General features: G+C 68.1%; 20 protein-coding genes. 13 read left to right on the forward strand and 7 right to left on the reverse strand.

Annotated features, from left to right (window positions below; all coding sequences use genetic code 11):
* Positions 1–18: 18 nt before the first annotated feature.
* From AC1DEL_RS17125 to AC1DEL_RS17140, 4 genes are read right to left on the reverse strand one after another with little or no spacing between them, the layout of a single operon-like run.
* Positions 19–438 carry a MaoC family dehydratase gene (locus AC1DEL_RS17125; RefSeq protein WP_092297051.1) on the reverse strand — a complete coding sequence of 140 codons (420 nt, stop codon included), beginning with the start codon at positions 436–438 and terminating at the stop codon, positions 19–21.
* Between the two features lie 13 nt (positions 439–451).
* Positions 452–895, reverse strand: coding sequence for a MaoC family dehydratase N-terminal domain-containing protein (locus AC1DEL_RS17130; protein WP_092297048.1), 444 nt, complete (start codon positions 893–895; stop codon positions 452–454).
* A gap of 28 nt (positions 896–923) precedes the next feature.
* Positions 924–2,117: a lipid-transfer protein gene (locus AC1DEL_RS17135; protein WP_092297045.1), complete on the reverse strand. Its 1,194-nt coding sequence runs from the start codon at positions 2,115–2,117 to the stop codon at positions 924–926.
* A gap of 30 nt (positions 2,118–2,147) precedes the next feature.
* The gene (locus AC1DEL_RS17140) at positions 2,148–3,284 is read right to left on the reverse strand and encodes an acyl-CoA dehydrogenase family protein (protein ID WP_092297042.1); all 1,137 of its coding nucleotides are present in this window, start codon (positions 3,282–3,284) and stop codon (positions 2,148–2,150) included.
* 251 nt (positions 3,285–3,535) lie between these two features.
* Between AC1DEL_RS17140 and AC1DEL_RS17145 the strand changes: the two genes are divergently transcribed.
* Genes AC1DEL_RS17145 through AC1DEL_RS17155 form a run of 3 tightly spaced genes read left to right on the forward strand, consistent with a single transcriptional unit; the run spans position 3,536 to position 6,766 of the window.
* Positions 3,536–4,675, forward strand: coding sequence for an acyl-CoA dehydrogenase family protein (locus tag AC1DEL_RS17145; RefSeq protein ID WP_477126042.1), 1,140 nt, complete (start codon positions 3,536–3,538; stop codon positions 4,673–4,675).
* 36 nt (positions 4,676–4,711) lie between these two features.
* Positions 4,712–5,899 carry a lipid-transfer protein gene (locus AC1DEL_RS17150; RefSeq protein ID WP_092297037.1) on the forward strand — a complete coding sequence of 396 codons (1,188 nt, stop codon included), beginning with the start codon at positions 4,712–4,714 and terminating at the stop codon, positions 5,897–5,899.
* A gap of 36 nt (positions 5,900–5,935) precedes the next feature.
* Positions 5,936–6,766: an SDR family NAD(P)-dependent oxidoreductase gene (locus AC1DEL_RS17155; protein ID WP_454757682.1), complete on the forward strand. Its 831-nt coding sequence runs from the start codon at positions 5,936–5,938 to the stop codon at positions 6,764–6,766.
* Positions 6,767–6,841: 75 nt separating this feature from the next.
* Here the strand turns inward: AC1DEL_RS17155 and AC1DEL_RS17160 are convergent, their stop codons facing one another.
* The 3 genes from AC1DEL_RS17160 to AC1DEL_RS17170 form a co-directional block, all read right to left on the reverse strand.
* The gene (locus tag AC1DEL_RS17160; RefSeq protein ID WP_092297033.1) at positions 6,842–7,762 is read right to left on the reverse strand and encodes a TauD/TfdA dioxygenase family protein; all 921 of its coding nucleotides are present in this window, start codon (positions 7,760–7,762) and stop codon (positions 6,842–6,844) included.
* A 59-nt stretch (positions 7,763–7,821) separates the two neighbouring features.
* Positions 7,822–8,907 carry a Zn-dependent alcohol dehydrogenase gene (locus tag AC1DEL_RS17165; RefSeq protein WP_092297031.1) on the reverse strand — a complete coding sequence of 362 codons (1,086 nt, stop codon included), beginning with the start codon at positions 8,905–8,907 and terminating at the stop codon, positions 7,822–7,824.
* A 162-nt stretch (positions 8,908–9,069) separates the two neighbouring features.
* The gene (locus AC1DEL_RS17170) at positions 9,070–11,877 is read right to left on the reverse strand and encodes a winged helix-turn-helix domain-containing protein (RefSeq protein ID WP_441592872.1); all 2,808 of its coding nucleotides are present in this window, start codon (positions 11,875–11,877) and stop codon (positions 9,070–9,072) included.
* 286 nt (positions 11,878–12,163) lie between these two features.
* Between AC1DEL_RS17170 and AC1DEL_RS17175 the strand changes: the two genes are divergently transcribed.
* From AC1DEL_RS17175 to AC1DEL_RS17220, 10 genes are all read left to right on the forward strand, one after another.
* Positions 12,164–13,126 (forward strand): tripartite tricarboxylate transporter substrate binding protein, encoded by a 963-nt coding sequence (locus tag AC1DEL_RS17175; protein ID WP_092297028.1) that lies wholly within the window; start codon positions 12,164–12,166, stop codon positions 13,124–13,126.
* Between the two features lie 87 nt (positions 13,127–13,213).
* Positions 13,214–14,341, forward strand: coding sequence for a CaiB/BaiF CoA transferase family protein (locus AC1DEL_RS17180; protein ID WP_441592871.1), 1,128 nt, complete (start codon positions 13,214–13,216; stop codon positions 14,339–14,341).
* A gap of 13 nt (positions 14,342–14,354) precedes the next feature.
* On the forward strand, positions 14,355–15,011 hold the full coding sequence (locus AC1DEL_RS17185) for a hypothetical protein (RefSeq protein ID WP_092297023.1): 657 nt from the start codon (positions 14,355–14,357) through the stop codon (positions 15,009–15,011).
* A gap of 276 nt (positions 15,012–15,287) precedes the next feature.
* Entirely contained in the window at positions 15,288–16,436 is a 1,149-nt protein-coding gene (locus tag AC1DEL_RS17190; protein WP_477126043.1) for a porin, read from the forward strand.
* A 94-nt stretch (positions 16,437–16,530) separates the two neighbouring features.
* The gene (locus AC1DEL_RS17195) at positions 16,531–17,136 is read left to right on the forward strand and encodes a DUF2889 domain-containing protein (protein WP_092297429.1); all 606 of its coding nucleotides are present in this window, start codon (positions 16,531–16,533) and stop codon (positions 17,134–17,136) included.
* Between the two features lie 201 nt (positions 17,137–17,337).
* Complete coding sequence (hpnD, locus tag AC1DEL_RS17200; protein WP_092297016.1) at positions 17,338–18,186, forward strand: presqualene diphosphate synthase HpnD; 849 nt, start codon at positions 17,338–17,340, stop codon at positions 18,184–18,186.
* Between the two features lie 78 nt (positions 18,187–18,264).
* Positions 18,265–20,283 carry a squalene--hopene cyclase gene (gene shc, locus AC1DEL_RS17205; protein ID WP_441592868.1) on the forward strand — a complete coding sequence of 673 codons (2,019 nt, stop codon included), beginning with the start codon at positions 18,265–18,267 and terminating at the stop codon, positions 20,281–20,283.
* Positions 20,280–20,978 carry a phosphorylase gene (locus AC1DEL_RS17210; RefSeq protein ID WP_477110418.1) on the forward strand — a complete coding sequence of 233 codons (699 nt, stop codon included), beginning with the start codon at positions 20,280–20,282 and terminating at the stop codon, positions 20,976–20,978. Before shc ends, AC1DEL_RS17210 begins: the two co-directional genes overlap by 4 nt.
* A gap of 212 nt (positions 20,979–21,190) precedes the next feature.
* The gene (locus AC1DEL_RS17215; protein WP_477159132.1) at positions 21,191–22,531 is read left to right on the forward strand and encodes a T6SS effector BTH_I2691 family protein; all 1,341 of its coding nucleotides are present in this window, start codon (positions 21,191–21,193) and stop codon (positions 22,529–22,531) included.
* On the forward strand, positions 22,531–23,385 hold an 855-nt coding region (locus AC1DEL_RS17220), incomplete at its 3' end, for a hypothetical protein (RefSeq protein WP_477159133.1). The genes AC1DEL_RS17215 and AC1DEL_RS17220, both read left to right, overlap by 1 nt.

Below are 23,385 nucleotides of genomic sequence, written 5' to 3' on the forward strand. Positions count from 1 at the left end.
GTGCGATGGGGAGCCGGCTTACTTCAGGGCGACGATGGCTTCGCCCAGCAGCTTGTCCTCGCCATACTGGTTGGCGCAGCGCAGCGCCACCTTCACGCGCTGCTCGCCATCGGCCTCGAATTTCTCGGTCACCACGCCGGTGCAGGTGGGCTGGTTGCCCAGGTGCGTGATGCCGGTGAAGCGGATGGCCACATTGCGCACCTGCGTCTGCGGCACCCAGCCGGTCAGCAGGCGGCCCAGGTAGGCGGCGGAGAGCATGCCGTGCGCGAACACGTCCGGCATGCGCGCCTTGCGGGCGAAGTCGAGATCGATGTGGATCGGGTTGTGGTCACCGGAGGCGCCGCAGTACAGCGCCAGCGTGGTGCGGTTGATCGCCGGCAGGGCCAGCGGCGGGAGTTGGTCGCCAACCTTCACATCGTTGAAACGGGGGGCTTGCATGGTCGTTGTCTCCTTAGCCACGGCGTTCCACGAGCGTGCCGCGCATGTCGGCCACGTGCTCGCCACGTTGGTTGGTCACACGCGTCGTGTTGACCACGAAGTGCAGCGCGCCGCCCTTCTTGTCGTACACATCGGTCACGGTGGTTTCGAAATGCAGCGTGTCGCCGGCGTAGGCCATCTGGTGATAGTCGAACGCCTGCTCGGCGTGCAGGATGCGCGCGAGGTCCAGCTTCAGGAGGCCCATGCGGTCCACGCCTGCCGAGACGTCGCTGTTCAGGCACATCAGGAAGGTCGGCGGCACCGGCAGCGTGGGATGCCCGGCATCCCGCGCGGCGGCTTCGTCGGTGTAGATCGCATCGGTCTCGCCGATGGCCTTGGCGAAGAAGCGCAGGCGCCCCTTCTCGACCTCGATCGAGCCCTTGCCCAGGCCGAGCCCGATCATGCTCTTGTCTGCCATGTTCTTGTCTCCTCTTCGATTGGACGGTTCAGCCGCGGCCGTAGAGCGTCACCACGCAGGCGCCGCCCAGGCCGAGGTTGTGCTGCAGCGCGAGCTGCACGTTCTCCACCTGGCGCTTGTCGGCCGTGCCGCGCAGCTGGTTGGTCAGTTCGTAGCACTGGGCGAGACCCGTCGCGCCCAGCGGATGGCCCTTGGAGAGCAGGCCGCCCGACGGATTGGTGACGACCTTGCCGCCGTAGGTGTTGTCGCCGTCCATCACCATCTTCTCGGCCTCGCCCACCTTGGCGAACCCGAGCGACTCATAGGTCAGCAGCTCGTTGTGCGCGAAGCAGTCGTGCAGCTCGCAGACCTGGATATCGGACGGGCTCACGCCAGCCTGCTCGTAGACGGCCTTGGCGGCGTTCTGCGCCATGTGGAAGCCCACCAGGCGGATCATCGACGGCGGCGCGAAGCTGTCCGGCACGTCGGTGGTCATCGACTGCGCCAGGATGCGCACGTCGGTACGCAGGTTGTGCTTGCGCGCGAACGCTTCGGTACAGACGATGGCGGCGGCCGCGCCGCACGTCGGCGGGCAGGCCATCGAGCGCGTCATCACGCCCGGCCACATCACCTTCTCGTTCATCACGTCTTCCGGCGTCACCACGTCGCGGAACACAGCGAGCGGGTTGTTGGCGGCGTGACGGCTGGCCTTGGCGCGGATTCGGGCGAAGGTCTCCAGCTTGGTGCCGTACTGCTCCATATGCTCGCGGCCGGCGCCGCCGAACAGCGTCAGCGCGCGCGGTACGCCGGCATCCACGGCGTCCTGGATCAGGTGGCCGCCAATCGCGGTGAAGCCATCGAGCGGACCCTCGCGGTCATCCCACTTGCCCTTGAGCGCGCCCGGCTGCATGAATTCGAAGCCCAGCGCCAGCGCGCATTCCACCGCGCCCGACTCCACGGCCTGGCGCGCCAGGAACAGCGCGCTGGAGCCGGTCGAGCAGTTGTTGTTGACGTTGACGATGGGAATGCCCGTCACGCCCACCTTGTACAGCGCGGCCTGGCCGCAGGTGGAATCGCCATAGACGTAGCCGACGAAGGCCTGCTGGATCTTGTCGTACGGCAGGCCCGCATCCTCGAGCGCCAGCTTCGCCGCCGTGGCACCCATCACGCTGTACGACTCGCTCTGGCCCGGCTTCTTGAACGGGATCATGCCGACCCCGGCAACCACTGCATGCTTTGACATTGCCTTGTCTCCTCGCTGGTCTTGTTGTGCTTACATCTTGCGCGTGATGAGCTCACGCATGACTTCATTGGATCCGCCATAGACGCGGGCGATGCGCATGTCCACGAACGCCCGGGCGATCGGGTACTCAAGCATGTAGCCGTAGCCGCCGTGCAGCTGCACCATGTCGTCGATGCACTTCCACAGCACCTCCGTCGAGTACAGCTTGGCGATCGCGGCTTCCTCGCCAGAGAGGCCCCGGCGCATGTGCTCGCCGAGGTAGTAGTCCACCATCGTGCGCAGCGCCACGGCATTCGCCTTGATATCGGCGAGCTTGAACTTGGTGTTCTGGAAGTCCCAGATCGTGCCGCCGAAGGCCTTGCGGTCCTTCACATACTCGACGGTCTGGGCGAGCAGACGCTCCAGCTTGGAGGCGGCGCCCACGGCGATGATGAAGCGCTCCTGCGCCAGGTCGTGCATCAGGTAGCCGAAGCCCTTGTTGACCTCGCCCAGCAGGTTGCTGGCCGGCACGCGCACGTTGTCGAAGAACAGCTCGGCGGTGTCCTGCGAGTGCATGCCCACCTTGTGGAGCTTGCGGCCCCGGCGGAAGCCCTCGCGGTTGGTCTCCACCATGATCAGGCTCACGCCCTTGGCGCCGGCGGCGGGATCGGTCTTGCAGATCACCATCACCATGTCCGAGATAAAGCCGTTGGAGATGAAGGTCTTGCTGCCGTTGATGACCCACTCGTCGCCGTCCCGGACCGCCGTGGTGCGGCAAGCCTTGACGTCGGAGCCGCCGCCGGGCTCGGTGATCGCCACGGCGAGAATGGTCTCGCCGGCGCAGACGCCGGGCAGCCAGCGCTGCTTCTGCTCCTCCGTGCCCAGCCGCGCGATGTAGGGCGCGACGATGTCCGAATGCAGGCCGAAGCTCACGCTGACGCCCACGTCGGCCATTTCCTCGGCGATGATCGCCGCGTGGCCGAAGTCGCCACCGCCACCGCCATACTCTTCCGGCAGGGACGTGCCCAGCAAGCCTTCGCGCCCGGCCTTCAGCCAGGTCTCGCGGTCGACGATGCCGTCGGCCAGCCAGGATTCCTGACGCGGCAGACATTCACGCTCGAGGAAACGGCGCACGGTGGTGCGGAACTGCTCGTGATCTTCACGATAAACATTACGAACGACTTCCACGAAGACTCTCCTGTTCGGAATTGACAAGCGCCTGGCGGCTCCCGGGCTGCCTGCGGTGAGCGAAATGATGCGGGGCCGCATTGCGCACCACCCCTCCCCGAATCGGGTAGTCGCCACCGCCCTGCCCCCCCGGCGCCGCGCCCCTCCCCAAACCGGGGAGGCCGCACCCCCCTTCCCCCCCTCCATCATCTCCGTCAGGCCGCGCGTGCCCCCAACGCCGCGCCGACCATAACCAGAAGAGGAGGTGTGCCGTGGAAGTAACCCGTACCGTTTTCCGTGAAGACCACGAAATGCTCCGTGAGAGCGCGCGGCGCTTCTTCGAGCGCGAATGCGCCCCGCGCCAGGCGCAGTGGGACGCGGACGGCCGCGTGGACCGCGAGAGCTGGCTGAAGGCCGGCCGCGAAGGACTGCTCTGCGTGGCCATCCCCACCGAATACGGCGGCGGCGGCGGCGATTTCGGCCACTCGGCGGTCGTGCTCGAGGAAACGCACCGCGCCGGGATCTCGGGTTCGGGGTTTTCCCTGCACTCGGACATCGTCGCGCCCTACATCGCGCGGCTGGGCACCGAGGAACAGAAGCAGCGCTGGCTGCCCGACATCTGCGCCGGCAAGACCATCCTCGCCGTGGCGATCACCGAGCCCGGTGGCGGCTCCGACGTCAAGGCCTGCCGCACCACGGCAGTCCGGGATGGGGACGAGTGGGTCATCAACGGCAGCAAGACGTTCATCTCGAACGGCACGAGCGCCGACATGATCATGGTGATCTGCAAGACCGATCCGGCGGCCGGCGCCAAGGGCGTGAGCCTGATCATGGTGGAGACCAACCGCGAGGGCTTCCGCCGGGGCCGCAAGCTCCACAAGGTGGGCCAGCCCGCCGCGGACACCGCCGAACTGTTCTTCGACAACGTACGCGTGCCGGCCAGCAACCTGCTGGGCGAGGTGAACCGGGGCTTCGGCTACCTGATGCAGGAGTTGGCCCAGGAGCGCCTGATCATCGCGCTCTACGCCGCCGTGGCGCTGGAGCGCCTGCTTGGCATCACGGTGGACTATGTGAAGGAGCGCAAGGCCTTCGGCGGCACGATCTGGGACTTCCAGAACACCCGTTTCAAGCTGGCCGACGCCAAGGCGCATGCCGTGGCCATCCGCACCATGGTCGACTACTACCTCGGCGAGCACCTGCGCCGCAAGCTGACCGTGAACGAGGCGGCCATCGCCAAGATGCACGCCACCGAGACGCTGTGGAAGTGTCTGGACGATATGGTCCAGCTCCATGGCGGCTACGGCTACATGCTCGAGTACCCCATCGCGCGGGCCTTTACCGACTACCGCGTCTCACGCGTGGTGGGCGGCGCCAACGAGGTCATGCGCGACCTGATTGCCCGCAAGCTGTAACGGCGGGCGGCTCCCCCCTATAGAGAGAGGATAGATATGAGCGAGAAAGTCATCATCGGCGGCGTGGGCATGATCCCGTTCGCCAAGCCCGGCGCGAGCGCCAGCTACACCGACATGGGCGCCGAAGCCGTGCGCCGCGCGCTGGCCGATGCCGGCATCGGCTACGAGCTGGTCCAGCAGGCTTATGCGGGGTACGTCTACGGCGACTCCACCTGCGGCCAGACCGCGCTGTACGAGGTGGGCCTGACCGGCATTCCCATCGTCAACGTCAACAACAACTGCTCGACGGGTTCCACCGCGCTGTACCTGGCCCGCCAGGCCGTGGCGCTGGGCGATGCCGACTGCGTGCTGGCGCTCGGCTTCGAGCAGATGCAGGCCGGCGCGCTGAAGTCCCACTGGGACGACCGCCCGCCCACGCGCGCGCGTTTCCAGCCGATCCTGAAGAAGCTGACCGAGGACGTCACGGACATTCCCCAGGCCCTGCGCAGCTTCGGCGGCGCGGGCCGCGAGCACATGCAGCGCTACGGCACGCGCATGGAGACCTTTGCGGCCATCCGCGCCAAGGCCAGCCGCCACGCCGCCAACAACCCGCTGGCGCTGTTCCGCAACGTGCTGACCACCGAAGACGTGATGAACGACAAGGTGATGTGGCCCGGCGTGATGACCCGCCTGATGGCCTGCCCGCCGACGTGCGGCGCCGCCGCCGCGCTGATCGTCTCGGAGCGCTTTGCCCGCAAGCACAACCTGCGTTCGGATGTGGTCATCGTGGCCCAGTCGATGACGACGGACCCGGTGGAATCGTTCGATCCGCCCTCGATGATCAGCTACGTCGGCGGCCATATGGCCCGCGCCGCCGCCAAGCAGGTGTACGAGCGTGCCGGCATCGGCCCGCAGGACATCGACGTATGCGAGTTGCACGACTGCTTCGCCCAGAACGAGCTGCTGAGCTACGAGGCGCTCGGCTTCTGCCCCACCGGCGAGGGCGAGAAGTTCGTGATGGACGGCGACAACACCTATGGCGGCAAGGTCGTGACCAACCCGTCCGGCGGCCTGCTCTCGAAGGGACACCCGCTCGGCGCCACCGGGCTGGCCCAGTGCTACGAACTGACCCATCAGCTACGCGGCACGGCCGACAAGCGCCAGGTGGAAGGCGCGCGCCTGGCCCTGCAACACAACCTCGGTCTTGGCGGTGCGTGCGTGGTCACGCTCTACGGCAAGAACTGACGCTACCCATCTACAAGAGACAAGAGGAGTCACACCATGAGCAGGAAACTGGAAGGCAAGGTCGCCATCGTCACCGGTGCGGGACGCGGCATCGGCCGCTGCATCGCGCTGAAATTCGCCAATGAGGGCGCCAGCGTGGTCGTCAACGACCTCGACGCCGCCCCGGCCAACGAAGTCGTGGCGGAGATCCGCGCCGCCGGCGGCCATGCGTTGGCCTTTCCGTGCAACGTCACGGCGCCGGACTTCGGCGACCGCCTCGTCAAGGCCACGCTGGAATCGTTCGGCGGCATCGACATCATCGTCAACAACGCCGGCTACACCTGGGACAACGTGATCCAGAAGATGAGCGACGAGCAGTGGGACGCGATTCTTGACTGCCACCTCAAGGCGCCCTTCAACCTGCTGCGCGCCGCCCAGCCCTACTTCCGCGAGGCCAGCAAGGCCGAGGCGGCGGACGGCCGCGAGGTGTTCCGCAAGGTGGTCAATATCTCGTCGACCTCCGGCACGCAGGGCAACGCCGGCCAGGTCAACTACTCGGCCGCCAAGGCCGGCGTGATGGGCATGACCAAGACGTTGGCCCGCGAGTGGGGCCGCATGAAGGTCAACGTGAATTGCGTGGCGTTCGGCTTCATCGCCACGCGCCTGACCGAGCCGACCGCCGAAGAGAAGACCGTCAGCATCGAAGGGCGCGACATCAAGGTCGGCGTGAACCCGGACCGCATCGTGCAGGCCAGCAAGGAAATCGCGCTGGGCCGCCCGGGCACGCCCGAGGAAGCCGCCGGTTCGGTCTTCATGTTCTGCATCCCCGAGTCCGACTACGTCACCGGCCAGACCATCATCTGCGGCGGTGGGCGCGGCGGGTTCTGATCCCCACGCTCCAATGAGAACGGGGCGCATGCCACTGCGGCATGCGCCCCGTTTTTCATTCCCTGCCCCGCGCGCTCAGACCGGGCGGTCGCCGATGATGGTGGCGCGGTTCATATGGCGCGGCGCCGGGAAGTAGTCTTGCACCGCATAGTGCTGCGTGGAGCGGTTGTCCCACAGCGCGATGGTGTCCGGCTCCCACTTCAGGCGCACCTGATACTCGGGCGCGGCGGCCTGGCGGAACAGGTATTGCAGCAGGTCCAGCTCTGCGGGACGGAAATCAGAGCCGATGCGGTACGGCTGCACCTTGCTGAAGTTGTCGAAATGGGTGGTGAAGCCTTCATTGACAAACAGGATCTTCTCGCCAGTCTCCGGATGGGTGCGCACCACCGGATGCACCATCGGCGGATACAGCTTGCGCAGTTCCTCGACCTTGGCGTCGGAGAGGGCCTGGCCGAAGGTCGGCATGGCGTCATGCACCGCGCGCAGTCGGGCGATCTTCGTCTTGACCTCGTCCGGCAGGTTCTCGTACGCCGCCACCATGTTCACCCAGATGGTGTCGCCACCCACCTCCGGGCAGCTCACGCAGCGCAGCATCGAGCCCATCGACGGCACCTGGCGCCACGTCACGTCGGAGTGGTAGAGGTTTTCGCGGCCACGCGCGCTGCCGTCACGGCCGAACACCACCAGCTCCGGGTGCTCCGGATGGTGCGGGATCATCGGATGGACCTCCAGCTCGCCGAATCGGCGCGCGGCGGCCACGTGCTGCGCCGGCGTGATGTGCTGGTCGCGGAAGAACAGCACCTTGTACAGCAGCAGCGCGCGGCGCAGGGCGAGGTGGGTCTCTTCATCGAGCGGCCGGGCGAAGTCGATGCCGGTGATCTCGGCGCCGATCGTCGGGGTGGAGCGGCGCACGCCAAACGGCCAGGCTTCGGTGTCCTGGGCGGGGGTCCGCGCGGGGGGCGCGTCTTCGGCGACGGCGGTTGCTGCAGGTTGCATGGTTGTCTCCTCGTTTTATCGTCGTGGGAATGCAGCCCCGCGCGGACGTGCGGGGCGGTTTAGCTGTCGAACACGATCACCGAGCGCGCCAGTTCGCCGCGCCGCAGCTCGTCGAAGGCTTCGTTGATCTGCTCGAGCCGCAGGCGGCGTGAAATCATCTGGTCGAGATGCAGCTTGCCCGCCATGTAGAAATCGACGAGGCGCGGCATATCCACCGGAAAGCGGTTGGACCCCATCATCGAGCCCTGGATGCGGCGCTCGTACAGCAGATGGAAGGGATCGATCTCCAGCTTGGTGCCCGGCTTGATCATGCCGATGACGGTGGCGGTGCCACCGCGCCGCAGCATGCCGAAGGCCTGCTCGGCAGTGGCTTTCAGGCCGATGCACTCGAAAGCGTGGTGCACGCCCTGCCCGGTCAGCTCCCGCACGGCCGCGACCACGTCGATGTCCTTCGCCTGGATCAGGTCCGTGGCGCCGAACTGCCGCGCCAGTTCCAGCTTGCTGTCGAGCATGTCGATGGCGATGATCCGCCCGGCGCCGGCCAGCGCCGCGCCGTTGATCGCGGCCAGCCCGATGCCGCCGCAGCCGATCACGGCAACCGTCTCGCCGGGCGCCACCTTGGCGGTGTTGACCACCGCGCCGGTGCCCGTGGTGATGGCGCAGCCGATCAGCGCGGCGCGGTCCAGCGGCATGTCGCGCCGGATCGCCACGCAGGCGTGTTCGTGCACCAGCATCTGCTCGGCGAAGGCCGACAGGTTGGCGAACTGGGGCATCGGCTTGTGCTGGTAGGCCAGGCGCGGCTCATCGCCCTTGGACCGGCGGGTGTCGGGGGACTCGCACAGCGACAGGTGCCCGGTCAGGCAGTGCTCGCAGTGGCCGCAGTAGACCGACAGGCAGGTCACCACGTGGTCGCCCGGCTTGACGGTGCGCACCTCCGAGCCCACCTGCTCGACCACGCCGGCGGCCTCATGGCCCAGCACCACCGGCGCCGGGTGCGGAAACACGCCGTCGACGAAATGGAGGTCGGAATGGCAGACGCCGACGGCGCGGGTGCGAATCAGCACCTCGCGCGGGCCGGGCTTGGCGATGGCGATGTCCTCGATACTGAGGGGTTGGCCGGGACGATGGAATACCGCAGCTTTCATGGCTGAACCTCTAAATGCGATGGGACGGACAAACAGGCGGGCATGCCGAAAGAGATGCCGGAAGGACGCCCGCCCACGGATCTGGACGTTACAGCGGTGCGACGGCGTCACCCCTCCCCGGTACGGGGGGGTGGGGGGTGGCGGTGCAGCGGTACGGCGGAACTACTGGGAAGACGGACGGCTGGCGGACGGCTTGCCGCTGGCGGGCGCATCGGCGGCGAGGTCGCGCAGCAGCGCCACCGCCTCGTCGCGTCCGCTCACGCCCAGTTTCATGAAGATATTCTTGAGGTGCCACTTCACGGTCTCGGGCGAGACTGCCAGCGTGCGCGCCACCATCTTGTTCGACATCGCCTGGGAGATCAAGGTCAGCACCTCGGTCTCGCGCTCGCTCAGGGCCTTGATCGGCGCGGAGCGGCGGGCCGGCGCGGCGGGCGCCTCGCGCTCGCGCCAGCGGCCCGATGCCTCGAGCAGCCGCTTCGTATAAAACGCCAGTACGGGATCGAGCGTGCCTTCGGCCAGCACCGTGCGCAGCAGCGTGACGCCGCCCGAGGTGGCATCGAGCAGGCTGCGCAGCAGGCCCAGCCGGTGGCCCAGGCGCAGCGCCTCGACCAGATGTTCCCGCGCGGCACGGCCATTGCCCCGGCCGTTCTCGGCCACCGCGCATTGCATATGGACGATGGCGCCATGCCGGCCGCGCGACGCCAGCACCGGGCTGGAGAGCATCGGGTGGAGCCGGGCCAGCGCCCCGTCGAAATCATGCCGATGCAGGCACAGGCCGATGCAGGCCAACTGCGCGTGCGCGGCGATCTCCCACACATCGGTCCGGCCCGCGTTGACGGCGGCCAGCTTGCGCACGCGCTCGATGGTCGCCTCGGCCAGATCGGTCTCGCCTTCGCGCAACTGCCAGCGGGAGCGCACGTTGAGCGCCATTACCAGCAGGCGGTCGAGGTTGTTGCGCACCGCGTAGTCCTCCAGGCGGTCCAGGCAGGCCGCGGCCTCCAGCCGCCGGCCAGCCACGCGGTGCGACAGCGACAGCATCAGCAGCGCGCGCAGCGTCGCATCCGGCACCGACACCGTTTCCAGCTGGCCAATCCACCGCTCCAGCAGCGTGCAGACGGCGTCGATCTCGTTGAGTTCGTAGAACGTCTCGCTCAGCAGCACCGCCGCCATGTGGGCCACGCCGACGTACTCGGCGCCAAGCTGGTCGGCCTCGTGCAGCACCTGCCGGAACACGGGCTCGGCCTGGAGCATCCTGCCTTCGATCGACAGGCTCAGGCCGGACAGGCATCGCCCGATCAGGTTGCTGAGCATGCCGCCACCGCCGTGATGCGTGCCATCGGCCAGTATCTGGCGGGCGCGTTCGTACTCGCCCCGATGCATGTGCAGCCAGCCCAGCACGTTGGCGCGCGAGGTCAGCACGAAATCGTCGGCATCGGGCGGGGCGGCTTCGAGTTCGGGCAGCAGGGCCACCGCCGCGCCGATATCGTCGCGCATCAGCGCCATGGCCCCGCGCAGCACGATGACCGCGAAGCGCTCGCGGGCGCCCAGCGCGGCGGCCTGGGCTTCCAGCCGGGGGATGGCCCGCGCGGTGGCGTCCAGCCTGAGCGAGCGCAAATCCACGTGGGCCTGCATCAGCTGCAGCGCGAAGCGCGACTCGATCTGCGCGACGGGCAGCAGGCGCAGCAGGCCACTCAACTGGCGGAAACTACCGCGCGCAAGCAACTCGGGCGCGCAGGTCTGGATCGCGTCGGCCGCCGCGCCGGCCTCGCCGGCCATCACCGCGTGCCGGACCGCCTCCTCCACCTGCCCGCGCTGCTCGAACCAGCGCCACGCCGCCGCGTGCAGCGCATGCTGCCGGGCCTGCGGCATGCGCGCCACGCGCGCCAGCAGCACCTCGCGCAACAGCGGGTGCAGCCGGTACCAGCTTTCATGGTCGTGGCCGCTGACCTGGATGATGAACAGGTTGCTGCTGTCCAGCCGCACCAACCGGGTGGTCATGCGCGCCACGGCGCGCGGCTCGCCCACCAGCGTGGCGCACAGCGGCGCGCAGAAGCGGCTGCAGATGGCCACGCAGGTCAGCAGTTCCTGGTCGTCCGTGCCAAGCTGGCGCAGCACCTCGTGCTCGAAATAATCGGCAAAGGCGCTGGCGTCGCGCAGCGTGCTGGTGGAACCGGGGAAGAAGCCCGGCGTGCCGGTGCCGTGCTTGGCCTTGATGTCGAGCGCAAACAGCTGCAGGCCGGCGATCCAGCCATCGGTCAGCTCGTGCAGACGGCGCGCGTCACGCGGCGAGATCTCGCCGAGCTGGTCGCGCAGGTAGGCTTCGGACTCCTCGGGGCTGAAGCGCAGGTCGCGCAGGTCCAGCGTGGCCACCAGTCCCTGCGAATCGAGCCGCGCCAGCGAGAGCGGCAACGCGGCGCGCGAACAGAGCACGATGTGCAGGTGCGGCGGCGCATAGTCGAACAGCCATTGCAGCATCTGCCAGATGCGGGCGTCCTCTAGGAGGTGCACATCGTCCAGGATCAGCACGAGGTCGCGGGGCTGCGCGGCAATGGCCTCGATCAGCGTGACCACCCAATGCTCGATGGCCGAGGCATCGCTGCCGTCGCCCACCAGCGACGCCGCGTCGCGGACGATGTCGGCATCGATCAAGCCGATGCTGGCGAGCAGGCAATCGAAGAAGCGGGCCGGATCGTCGTCCTCCTCGGACAAGGACAGCCACGCCACCTCGAAGCCGAGCGACACCAGCGACTGACGCCAGCTGACGAGCGCGGACGTCTTGCCGCACCCGGCCGGCCCCTGAACGATTACGCAGCGCTTGTGCCGCGCTTCGAGCAGGCGCGCCGCAAGGGCCTCCCGCGCCAGCGGGCGGCGGGCGGGCCGTGGCGGTACCAGCTTGGTACCGGCGATGGGCTCGAAGTTGCGCGCGGAAGCCTCCGACAATGGCTTCGGCGCCGGGTCATACGAAGACATGTGTGTCGATTGTGCCGGGCTCGTCACCCAGGCAGGATTCTGCGCGATGGGAACCCCGCATTATAGAGACGCGCCAGCACCCGGACCATCGGGGTCAGTCTGTAGGCCGCGCCGCGCCTGGGTTTCCGGCGCGCACGGGGGCCCGGGCCTCCCCAACGTCCACCCGGACCGGGTGGGTCGTGACGCGCAGGCGCCGTGCATGATGGCGTCGGCGGCAGGGATCCCCTTCCCGCCGCAGCGCCAAAAATCACGATGCGCGGCCTGACCGCGCCGACCAGGAGACACGATGTTCAAGAAGACCTGCATGCTCGTACTGGCATGCCTCGCCCAGGCCGCGGCGGCGCAAGCGCCCTACCCCAACCGCCCGATCACCTTCGTCCTGCCGTTCACCCCGGGCGGCGCCGCCGACATTGTCTCGCGCGCGCTGGCCGATGACATGGGCAAGCGCCTCGGCCAGCCGGTCATCGTCGAAAACCGTCCCGGCGCGTCCGGCATGATCGGCACGAATGTGGTGGCCAAGGCACCTGCCGATGGCTACACGGTCAGCATCACACTGACCCAGGCGATCCTGAACAATCAGTTCCTGTATACGAAGCTGCCGTACGACACCCGCAAGGAACTGGCCTTCGTCACCGAGATCTGCACCGCCGGCGTGTTGCTGGTGGCCAGCCCGAACGTGCCGGCCAAGGACATGAAGGAGTTGCTGGACTGGACCGCGCACCACCACGCCAGCTTCGGCTCGTGGGGGGTGGGCTCCTACGGCCATCTGGTCAGTTCGCACCTGGCCCGCACGCGCAAGGCCGACATCACGCACGTAGCCTACAAGGGCGAGGCACCGATGATCCAGGACCTCGTGGGCGGCCAGATCGACCTCGCCTTCGTCTCCGCCTTCGCCGCCAAGCCGTTCGTCGAAACCGGCAAGCTCAAGGTGCTGGCGGTGGCGTCGGACCGCCGCCTGCCCGGCCTGCCCAACGTGCAGACGCTGGCCGAGGCCGGCCTGACCGATCCGGAGTTCCAGGTCACCGGCCGCGTGGTGATGATGGTGCCGGCCAACACGCCCGCCCCGGTCGTCGAAAAGCTGGAAAGTGCTGCACGCGCCGCGATTGCCTCGGAGCCGATCCGCGCCCGCATGCGCGCCATCGCCATGGAGCCGATCGGCAACAGCAGCAAGCAGGCGCTGGCCAACTACGAGGCGATGTACCCGGTGCAACAGCGGCTGGTGATGAGCACGGGCGCCCGGCTGGACTGACCCCGCTACCTACCCGATGCGGGGGGGAGGGGGTGGGAGGGCCTGACCGTAACCTAGGCCCCTCCTTTCATCCAACGGTAGAAACACATGTTGTCTGGCATCAGGATCGTGGAAATCTGCGGTATCGGCCCGGGGCCGTTTTGCGCCATGCATCTGGCGGACCTCGGCGCGGATGTGATCGCGGTGGAACGCAGCCTGCCCGCGGGCACGGGTACGGGCACGCCGCCCCCCGCAGGCAACGTGATCAACCGCGGCAAGCGCTCGGTCGTGGCCGACCTCAAGACGCCGGAAGGCCGCGAACTGGTGCTGCGCCTGATCGAGGACGCCGACGCGCTGATCGAAGGCATGCGCCCCGGCGTGATGGAGCGCCTGGGCCTGGGCCCCGATGCCTGCCACGCGCGCAATCCCCGCCTGGTCTACGGCCGGATGACCGGCTGGGGCCAGTCCGGCCCGATGGCGCAGGCCGCCGGGCACGACAACAACTACATCTCGCTGTCGGGCGCGCTGTACTACAACGGCGGGCCGGTCGAGCCGCCCTCCTCCGCCATCACCGTGGTGGGCGACATCGGCGGCGGCGCGCTGTATCTGGCGATTGGCCTGCTGTCCGGCATCCTCAACGCGCGCGCTACCGGCAAGGGCACGGTGGTCGATGCGGCCATCGTCGACGGCTCGGCGCACATGCTGCAACTGCTGCTCGCCACGCAGGCCAAGGGCTTCGTCACCGGCCAGCGCGGCGACAACATCTTCGACAGCTCGCACTTCTACGCCACCTACCGCTGCGCGGACGGGCACTGCATCACGGTCGGGTCGATCGAGCCGCAGTTCTACGCGCTGCTGCTGGAAAAGCTCGGCGTGGCCGAGGATCCGCGCTTCGCACGGCAGTGGGACCGCAAGCGCTGGCCGGAACTGCACCGGCACTTCGCGGAACTGTTCGCCAGCCGCACCCGCGCCGAATGGAGCGCGCTGCTGGAGAACACGGACGTCTGCTTCGGCCCGGTGCTGAGCCCCGAGGAAGCGGCCAGGCACCCGCACAACGTGGCGCGTGGCGTCTATGTGGAGAGCGAAGGCCGGCTCCAGGCCGCGCCGGCGCCGCGCTTCGACGGCGAAGCGCGCCAGCCCGGCGCCATCCCGACGCACGGTCAGCATACGGCCGAAATCGCGGCCGGGCTGGCGCAAGGCGCCGCCAGCGTCTGGCGTTCTTCCGCCAAGGCTTGAGCGGAGCGTTGTGATGGCGAGTGCAACCCAACGCGGCGCCGCGCCGCAACCGGCCGGGCGCCTCCAGCCGAAGCTGTCCGCCCTGATCGCGGAGGTGCGCGCGGTGCGCGATGAACTGGACCGCACGCTGGCGCGGCATGGCATGCCCAGCCGCGATGCGGCGGCCTCGCGCGCGCGGCTGCTCGACCAGTGGATCCGGCAGGCGCAAGGCCGGCGGCAACTGGTCTGCCTGGCCTGCGGCGCGGAGCAGGGGCTGCTCCAGCAGGGGCATCTGGAGATCGGCCGGCGCACCGCCGCCGGCACCACGGACCGCGCCCTGCGCGCGCTCTACTGGGCCAGCGTGCAGCGATGGAGCCGCGCGCCGGGCAGCCGTCCGATGCGCGACGACACCCCGGCGACGTCTGTGGCAGCGCCATCGACATCGCCAGCCGTCGCGCCCGACATGTGTGGCGACTGCGACGACCTGCGCCAGGACATCCGCCGCTATACCCCGCATGCCGAACTGGCGCGGGACGGCGTCAACGAGCCGCCCCGGCCCCATGGGGCGGCCGAATGCCGGTATCGCTGCGGCACCTGCGCCACGCAATGGGTGCGGCGCGTGCCCCCGTTCGAACCGTTTGCCGTCTGGGCCGTGGTACCCGCCCGGCATGCGGCCCCGCTGTACCGCTGAAGCTTTCCTGAACAGGCCCTCCATCGCTGGATGTCGGTTCCGGCGATGGCCTTTACTCCGACCTCAGGGTCGGATTTTTTTTGGGCGACGTTGGGCAAGACAGCGTGCGAAGGAGGTAAGGGTCTGCACGGATGGGTAGTGCGCAAATGCCACAGTCCGCCCATCGGGAGTGGGCAGGTTTGAAGGGCATCCGCGCTTTACTGTGCGTGCGCCGTGAAAGCGGACGCGCAGCCAGCCAATGCGCTGGTTCCTAGAACGATAAGGAGACCCTCAAGCATGAAACGGAAGTTCATTACCCTGGCAGCGCTGGCCCCGCTCGCGATCACGGCCCATGCGCAGACGAGCGTCACGTTGTATGGCGTGGTCGATGGTTCCATCGAGTACGTCAACCGGGTCGCCGCCTCGGCCGCCACGCCCAACCAGGGCGGCAGCCGCGTCGGCATGCCCTCCGTGGGCGGTCTGTCCGCCTCGCGCTGGGGCCTGCGTGGTGTGGAAGACCTCGGCGCCGGCAACCAGGCGCTGTTCGTGCTCGAAAGTGGCTTCCAGTGGGATAACGGTTCCCTGCAGGGCGTACCGCTGTTCAATCGCCAGTCGTTCGTCGGCCTGCAGAACGATGCCTTCGGCAAGCTGACCTTCGGCCGCCAGTACACCTCGTTCTTCGAGGGCATGGCCAACTTCGCGCCGATGCGCTTCGCCGCCACGTACGAGCCGGGCATCTGGTGGATGGGCCTGAACTACCGCGAAGACAACATGGCCAAGTACATCGGCAAGTGGGGCCCGATCCAGGCCGCCGCGCACTTCTCGTTCGGCACCGGCGTGGCCGTGCAGAACGCCGCCATCGCCCTGGCCAACGGCGGCGCCGGCGAGGTGCCGGGCAACTTCAAGGACAACACCGGCTACGGCGCCTCGCTGATGTACCTGAACGGCACCGGCCTGGGCCTGGCGATTGCTGCCGACGAATGGCGCCCGGCGGCGCAGGTCGGCGCACCGGGCAAGATGACCAAGCTCGGCGCGGCGGGCCTCTACAACACCGGCCCGTTCAAGTTCACGCTTGGCTATCGCTACAACAAGGGCGAGTTCGCCAGCGGCGCCACGCTGCTGCGTGACGACTACTGGTGGGCGGGCGTGAACTACCAGGCCACGCCGGCCTGGGGCCTCTCGCTGGCCTACTACTACGCGGACGTGAAGGGCGCGCGCGCCACGGCCACGGCGGCCGAGACCAATCCGCCCAATATGCAGCAGGTCACCTTCACCACCACCTACAACTTCAGCAAGCGCACCGACGTCTATATGTCGGTCGGCTACGCCCACAACGGCGGGCTGAGCTTCGACGGCCTGGCCACGGCCTACGCCTTCAAGTACCCGACCATGTCTGGCCAGCAGAACATGGTCGGCGTCACGATCGGCGTGCGCCAGATCTTCTGACCGCCCCCCGGCCACCCGTTCTTGGGGGGGACCCCCACCCCCCCGGGAACGGCATCATCCCTGACAGACCCCCACAGTCCCAAGGATGACGACCATGGCCAACGCCGTACCAGACGCCACCACGCCCCCCTTCCGTACGCTGCGGCATACCCGCAGCATCCTGTGCCGCGGCTACCTGCGCGACGATGGGCGCTACGACATCGAGGCCGAGATGCAGGACATCTCCGCCGTCGCCACCGAGCTGCCGTTCACCGACCTGCCCGCCGGCGGCCACCTGCACCGGATGCACCTGACCATGACCGTCGATGCCGGCATGGTGATCCACCACTTCGCCGCCCGTACCGAGACCGGCCCCACGCCTTACTGCGCCGAGATCAACGCCGCCTACGCCACCCTGATCGGGCTGCGCATCGGCAAGGGCTTTCATCAGGCAGCCCGGCAACGGCTGGCCGGCGTGCGCGGTTGCACGCACCTGACCGACCTGCTCGGCCCGCTGGCCACCACGGCGATGCAGACCATGATGTCGATCCAGCGCGAGGAAACGCCCTGGCACACCAAGCTCCACGGCAGCACCCCGCTGCCCCAGCCCTGGGTGCTGGATACCTGTCACGCCTACCGCCTGGACGGCGAGGCCGCCCAGGTTATCTGGCCGATGCACCGCCGGGCAGCGCCGGTTCGCGAGTCCACGCCGCAAGAGTGATCGTCCATCCACATATAGTGCGGATTTCGCCACATCGCTCGCTTGCAATGAAGTTGTTATAATCGCCCGACTTCAAAAAACTCCGAATCCGCGCCCCGCCCGCGGCTCCGTCCGCACAGCGCCATCCCGCAGTTTCCATGGCAGTCCACCGGACGGCGTCTGACAGGCCCCGCGGACCCGACAAGCGTGCCGAGGAAACCCGTGGCCGGTACTGAAATCGCAACGCCAGGCGCCCCGCTCGCGGGAGCCGCCGTGTCATCGGGCAGCTCGTTCCACACGGCCATGCGCATCCTGCCCGCCTCCCAGCGGCAGGCCATGTTCGAGATCTACGCGTTTTGCCGCGCCGTGGACGATATTGCCGATGGCGACACCCAGCACGCCGACCGTCTGGCCGCGCTCGATCAATGGCGCGCGGACATCGCCGCCTGCTACGCCGGCCGGGCGCCCGCCGCGCTTGAGCCGCTGAATGTGCAGATTCAGGCATTCAACCTCCAGCAGCAAGACTTCTGCGACGTCATCGACGGCATGATCATGGACGTCGTGTCGACCATCGTCGCGCCGGACGCCGCCACGCTGGACACCTATTGCGACCGCGTGGCCAGCGCCGTGGGCCGGCTGGCCGTACGCGTGTTCGGCATCGACGAAGCACCCGGCATTGCGCTGGCGCACCATTTGGGCCGCGCGCTGCAGCTGACTAATATCCTGCGCGATATCGACGAGGACGCCGGCATCGGCCGCCTGTACCTGCCCGCCGAGGCGCTGGCCGCCGCCGGCATCCCGATCGGCACGCCGCACGCGGTGATCCATCACCCCGCCATCGGCACGGTCTGCCAGGGCCTGGCGCGGGAAGCGCAGGCTCACTACGACGCCTCCGCCGCCATCATGGCGCGCTGCCCGGCGCGCGTGGTGCGCTCGCCGCGCATCATGTTCGAGGTCTACCACGGCATTCTCACGCGCCTGCTGGCGCGTGGCTGGCAGCCGCCGCGCACGCGTGTGCGCGTGCCCAAGGCCAAGCTCGTGTGGATCCTGCTCCGGCATGCCATTGCCTGACCCGACACACCTAATATGGAAGAGGATGGGCCGCCGCCCGGCGCGCCATCCGCAGAGAGAGAAGTGCCCCCAGAATTGATGAACCAGGCCGCAACGATCACCCGCCCCGAATTCGCCACCACCGACGCGCTGGCCGCCAGCGTGAACCGGCTCGCCCAGCCTGCCCTGCCGGACCCGCTCGACGCCGGCATCGCCCATGCCGTGGATACCCTGCTCGCCCAGCAACAGGCCGATGGCCACTGGGTCTATGAGCTGGAAGCCGACGCCACCATCCCGGCCGAATACATCCTGATGGTGCATTACCTCGGCGAGCAGGCCGACCCGGTGCTCGAGGGCAAGATCGCCAACTACCTGCGCCGCATCCAGAACGCCGATGGCGGCTGGCCGCTGTTCCACGCGGGCGCCTCCGACATCAGCGCCAGCGTGAAGGGCTACTTCGCGCTCAAGATGGCCGGGGACGACCCCGAGGCCGCGCACATGCGCCGCGCCCGCGCCGCCATCCACGGGATGGGCGGCGCCGAGGCGAGCAACGTCTTCACGCGCACCCTGCTGGCCCTGTACGGCGTGATGCCGTGGCAGGCCGTGCCGATGATGCCCGTGGAAATCATGCTGCTGCCGCAGTGGTTCCCGTTCCATCTCTCCAAGGTCTCGTACTGGGCGCGCACGGTGATCGTGCCGCTGCTGGTGCTGAACAGCCTGCGTCCGCGGGCGCGCAACCCGCGCAAGATCGGCATCGACGAACTGTTCCTGCGCCCGGCCCAGTCCACCCGGCTGCCGGCGCGCGCGCCGCACCAGAGCCCGCTCTGGGTGGGCGTGTTCCGCGCGCTGGACGCCGTGGTGCGCGTGGCCGAGCCGCTGTTCCCGCGCAGCCTGCGCGCGCGGGCCATCGAGCGCGCCCGCACGTTCACCGTGGAGCGCCTGAACGGCGAAGACGGCCTCGGCGCCATCTTCCCGGCGATGGTCAACTCGGTGCTGATGTTCGACGTGCTCGGCGTGCCCGAGAGCGACCCGGACCGCGCCATCGCGCGCCGCTCGATCGACAAGCTGCTGGTCGTCCGCGACGATGAAGCCTATTGCCAGCCGTGCCTGTCGCCGGTCTGGGACACTTCGCTGGCCAGCCACGCGCTGCTGGAAGTGGGCGAGCCGCGCGCCATCGCCGCCGCCGTGCGCGGCCTGGACTGGCTGGTGCCGCTGCAGGAACTCGACCTCAAGGGCGACTGGATCGTGCGCCGCCCGGACGTGCGGCCCGGCGGCTGGGCCTTCCAGTACGCCAATGCCCACTATCCGGACGTGGACGACACCGCCGTGGTGGCCGCCGCGATGGACCGCGCCGACAAGGGCGACCGGACCGACCGCTACAAGACCGCCGTGGCGCGTGCCTGCGAGTGGGTCGTCGGCATGCAGAGCAGCAACGGTGGCTGGGGCGCCTTCGAGCCCGAGAACACCCATCTCTACCTGAACAACATCCCGTTCGCCGACCACGGCGCGCTGCTGGACCCGCCCACGGCCGATGTCTCGGCGCGCTGCCTGGCCATGCTCTGCCAGCTCGGCCAGATGCCGGCCAACAGCGAGCCCGCCGCGCGCGCGCTGCGCTACCTGCTGGACGAGCAGGAAGCGGACGGCAGCTGGTTCGGCCGCTGGGGCACCAACTATATCTATGGCACGTGGAGCGCGCTGTGCGGCCTGAACGCCGCCGGCATCGGCGCCAACGCGCCCGAAGTGCAGCGCGCGGCCAAGTGGCTGCTGTCGATCCAGAACCCGGACGGCGGCTGGGGCGAGTCGGGCGACAGCTACAAGATCGCCTATCGCGGCTACGAGCGCGCGCCGAGCACGGCCTCGCAGACCGCCTGGGCCATGCTGGGCCTGATGGCGGCCGGCGCCGGCGACCATCCGGCGGTGGTGCGCGGCGTGGAATTCCTGCTGCGCACGCAGGCCAGCCATGGTTTCTGGGACGAGCCGTATTTCACGGCCGTGGGCTTCCCGCGCGTGTTCTACCTGCGCTACCACGGCTATGCACGCTTCTTCCCGCTGTGGGCGCTGGCGCGCTTCCGCAACCTGCTGCGCGAGGGTAACCACGCCGTGGCGTGGGGCCTGTGAGCCCCGCCCACGCCCCGGTGCTGGCGGTGAGCGGCATGCGCTTCGAGGCGCAGATCGCAGCCGGCCCCGGTATCGAAACGCTGTACGGCCGCCGTGACGCCGCGCTGGCGCGGGCCCTCGACCAGGCATTGAAGCATGGCCGCGCGGGCGGCTTCGCGGGGGTGATCAGCTTTGGCGTGGCGGGCGGGCTCGACCCGACGCTGCCGCCGGGCACGGTCATCGTGGCCACCGGCGTGCGCGCGGGCGCCGAATCGTTCCGCACCGACCCGTTCTGGAGCGCCGCCCTACGCCGCGCGCTGCCGCAGGCGGTGCCCGGCCTGCTGGCCGGCGCCGACACCGCCGTGACCACCGTGGCGGACAAGGCCGCGCTGCATGGCCTGCACGGCGCGCTGGCGGTAGACATGGAATCGCACATCGCCGCCCGCATAGCCCGCGCGCACGGCCTGCCCTTCACCGCGCTGCGCGTGGTGGTGGACCCGGCCGACCGCCCCGTGCCACCGCTGGCCGTGGCCGGCATGGGCGCCGATGGCAGCACCGATATCGGCGCCATCCTCATCGGCCTGCTCAAGGCCCCCCATCACCTGCCCGGCCTGCTGCGCCTGGGCCAGGACGCCGCGGCAGCCCGCCGCGCGCTGCAAGCCGCCCGCCGGGCGCTGGGCGAGGAATTCGGCTTGCCGGCTTCCGCGGTCGCCTAGTCGATTCGCGGCTTCTAGCACACGCAATGTGGTTGCCACATAAGACAAGTCTCAATGTGGCGTGACGGTCGATCCTGGACAAGGAACGGCTGAATTCACCGTCAAAGGCATTCCCCCTTCCAAAGAAGAGCGTTTATCTTGCAGCGCGCAAGGCGTAATGCCTTGCTGTCTGCGGATACCTCGCACACGCGAACCTTGGGGATTTGACGTCTATGGCCATCGAAAAGAAGTGCAACTATTGCGACAAGCGTGGCCTGCTCATCCTGCCCGTGCGTTATGCCGTCGCACCCATCGACATGGGCCTGCCGGCGGTGACCGCGCCACTGAAGGTGGAAGATTCCGCCCGTAGCGTCGGCAAAGGCCAGAAGCAGGACCTGACGCTGCATGGCAGCGCCCGCTACACCACCCGCCTGCTGCGCTGCGGCTATCTATACGTGTACGACGAAAAGCGCGATTGGATGACGGGGTACTGGATCACGGAGGAGGGCTACTACACGAGCTTTCCTGCGGAGGCCGGCATAACGGAAAGCTCGAGGTCGCTCAAGCCCTGCAGTGACGCCGTCCACGTGGAACTGGCTGGCTGCATCGGCATCGCCGATGCTACGCAGGCTGGCATTGTCTGGTTTGGCTACTCCGACGTGCAATGGACGCGGACCGTCATGGACGCGCACCGAGGAGCCGCCGGCAAGCCGCTGCGCGAACTGCACATGCGTCCGTTTGACGCCGGCGCGTGGGCCAAAGCGCATCAGATCACACCGGGCAAGCCGCCCGGCAATGGCCGGGGCAACACGCCCCATGCGGTGCCGATCGACGCCCTGGCCACCACCGTGGCCGACTACGTAACTGTCGCAAGATCGGCGCCGGTCGGGCCCCGCGCCTTCATGCCGCCTTCCGCGCCGAACTTTGGTGGACGCGTAGGGCGGACCGATGCCACCCAATCAGCCTGCCGCCGCCGCAGCCCGGACATGCAGGCCGCCATCATCGCACTGGACGACCCCGCCGGCGTTGCGCAAGACCTCGCCGCCCTGATCCACTGGCATCAGGAGCGCTTGCTGGACACCTACGTCCCGGCGGGCAAGTACGACAAGAAGAACGGCTATGGTAACTATCCCACCACGCATCGGAATCTGGTTGCACTGGATGGCGCCATCAAGTCGCTGCGGCAGTCCAATGACGAGAAGGTGAGGTGGCAAGTGTTCAAGGATGCAAAGGACTCTGCGGACAGGCTCGAGAACGATGCCGGGATGGCCGGTCAGGCGGGCCTGGAGGAGTTGTACGCAGCGATCAGGCATCCCTCGCTGCAGACCATCGAGTCGGCCCAGCGTGGATCATGGGCAAATTACCTGCGGCGCTTCAAACCGGAACTCCATAGCGCGTGGCGCAATGAGTTCAAGACGCAGTCTGACGCGCTCCAGGCCCAGCACGTCGAACCCCTGGCGAAGGCCCACGCCGCGTGGATGCGGAGCAACCTGCTCGCCAACAAGCTCGACTGCACGCACGATGGGAGCAATGCGCTAAGCGGCGACGCCTACGCGGAGACCTTGGAACGCTGATGGACCAGTACAAGCAGCACATGCAGGCGCTGCTCAGGCCCGCCTGGGATGCGAAGGTGAAGGCGGCTATGGCACAAGACGAGGTGGACAAGGCGAAGGCCGATTACGACAGCGCCGTCCGTGACATCGCCGAGGCGATGGATATGGGGGCGGCGGAAATTGGCGACACCCTGCGTCAACGCAGACTGAAGACTACGGCCGAGCGCCTGAGGGCCGCAAAGGCAAAAGCACGCGCCGCGAAGCAGGAAACCAATGGAAAGCTGCTACCGGACTCCGTCGCCAGCTTGCTGGTCCACGTTGCCGCTCCAATCGCCACGGCCTTGCGCGAATACAACAACAACGCCGCCGAGCGCGCGCTCGCACGCTGGATGGCGATTATCGGCGTGACGATGCGCACGCCGGTGGGCGTGATCGATGTCAGCGGCAAGGCGGGAGACACTATCAAATTCCTTGCACAGACGTTCGTCGGCAATCTCGTTGAGGCAGGCAAGCGCAGCGACAAGCCGCTGAGCAACGACCGGATCCGGCAGTTGACGGCATACGCCGAACGGCAGGTGGCGGGAAGCTTCGCCAGCGGCAATATCGGTGCATTCAACATGGCCATTGCGTCCAAGGATGTGAAAGCGAAGATTGCCGTGTTTATCACCGACGACATGGATAAGGCGCTCGCGAACATCAAGGACCCAACCAAGAAAATCGCTTGGCTGGCCGAACATGTGAAAACCCCAAAGAGCCTGCACGAATACGGCGTACTGAAGATCGGCAGCTCGATCCCGATTTACGGCGCGGTATCGCAGGGAATCCTGACAGCTATCGACGCAGTGTGGAAGTTCGCGGGCTGGGAGCAGATGCTG

The organism is Cupriavidus sp. 10L43_2, assembly GCF_056395265.1.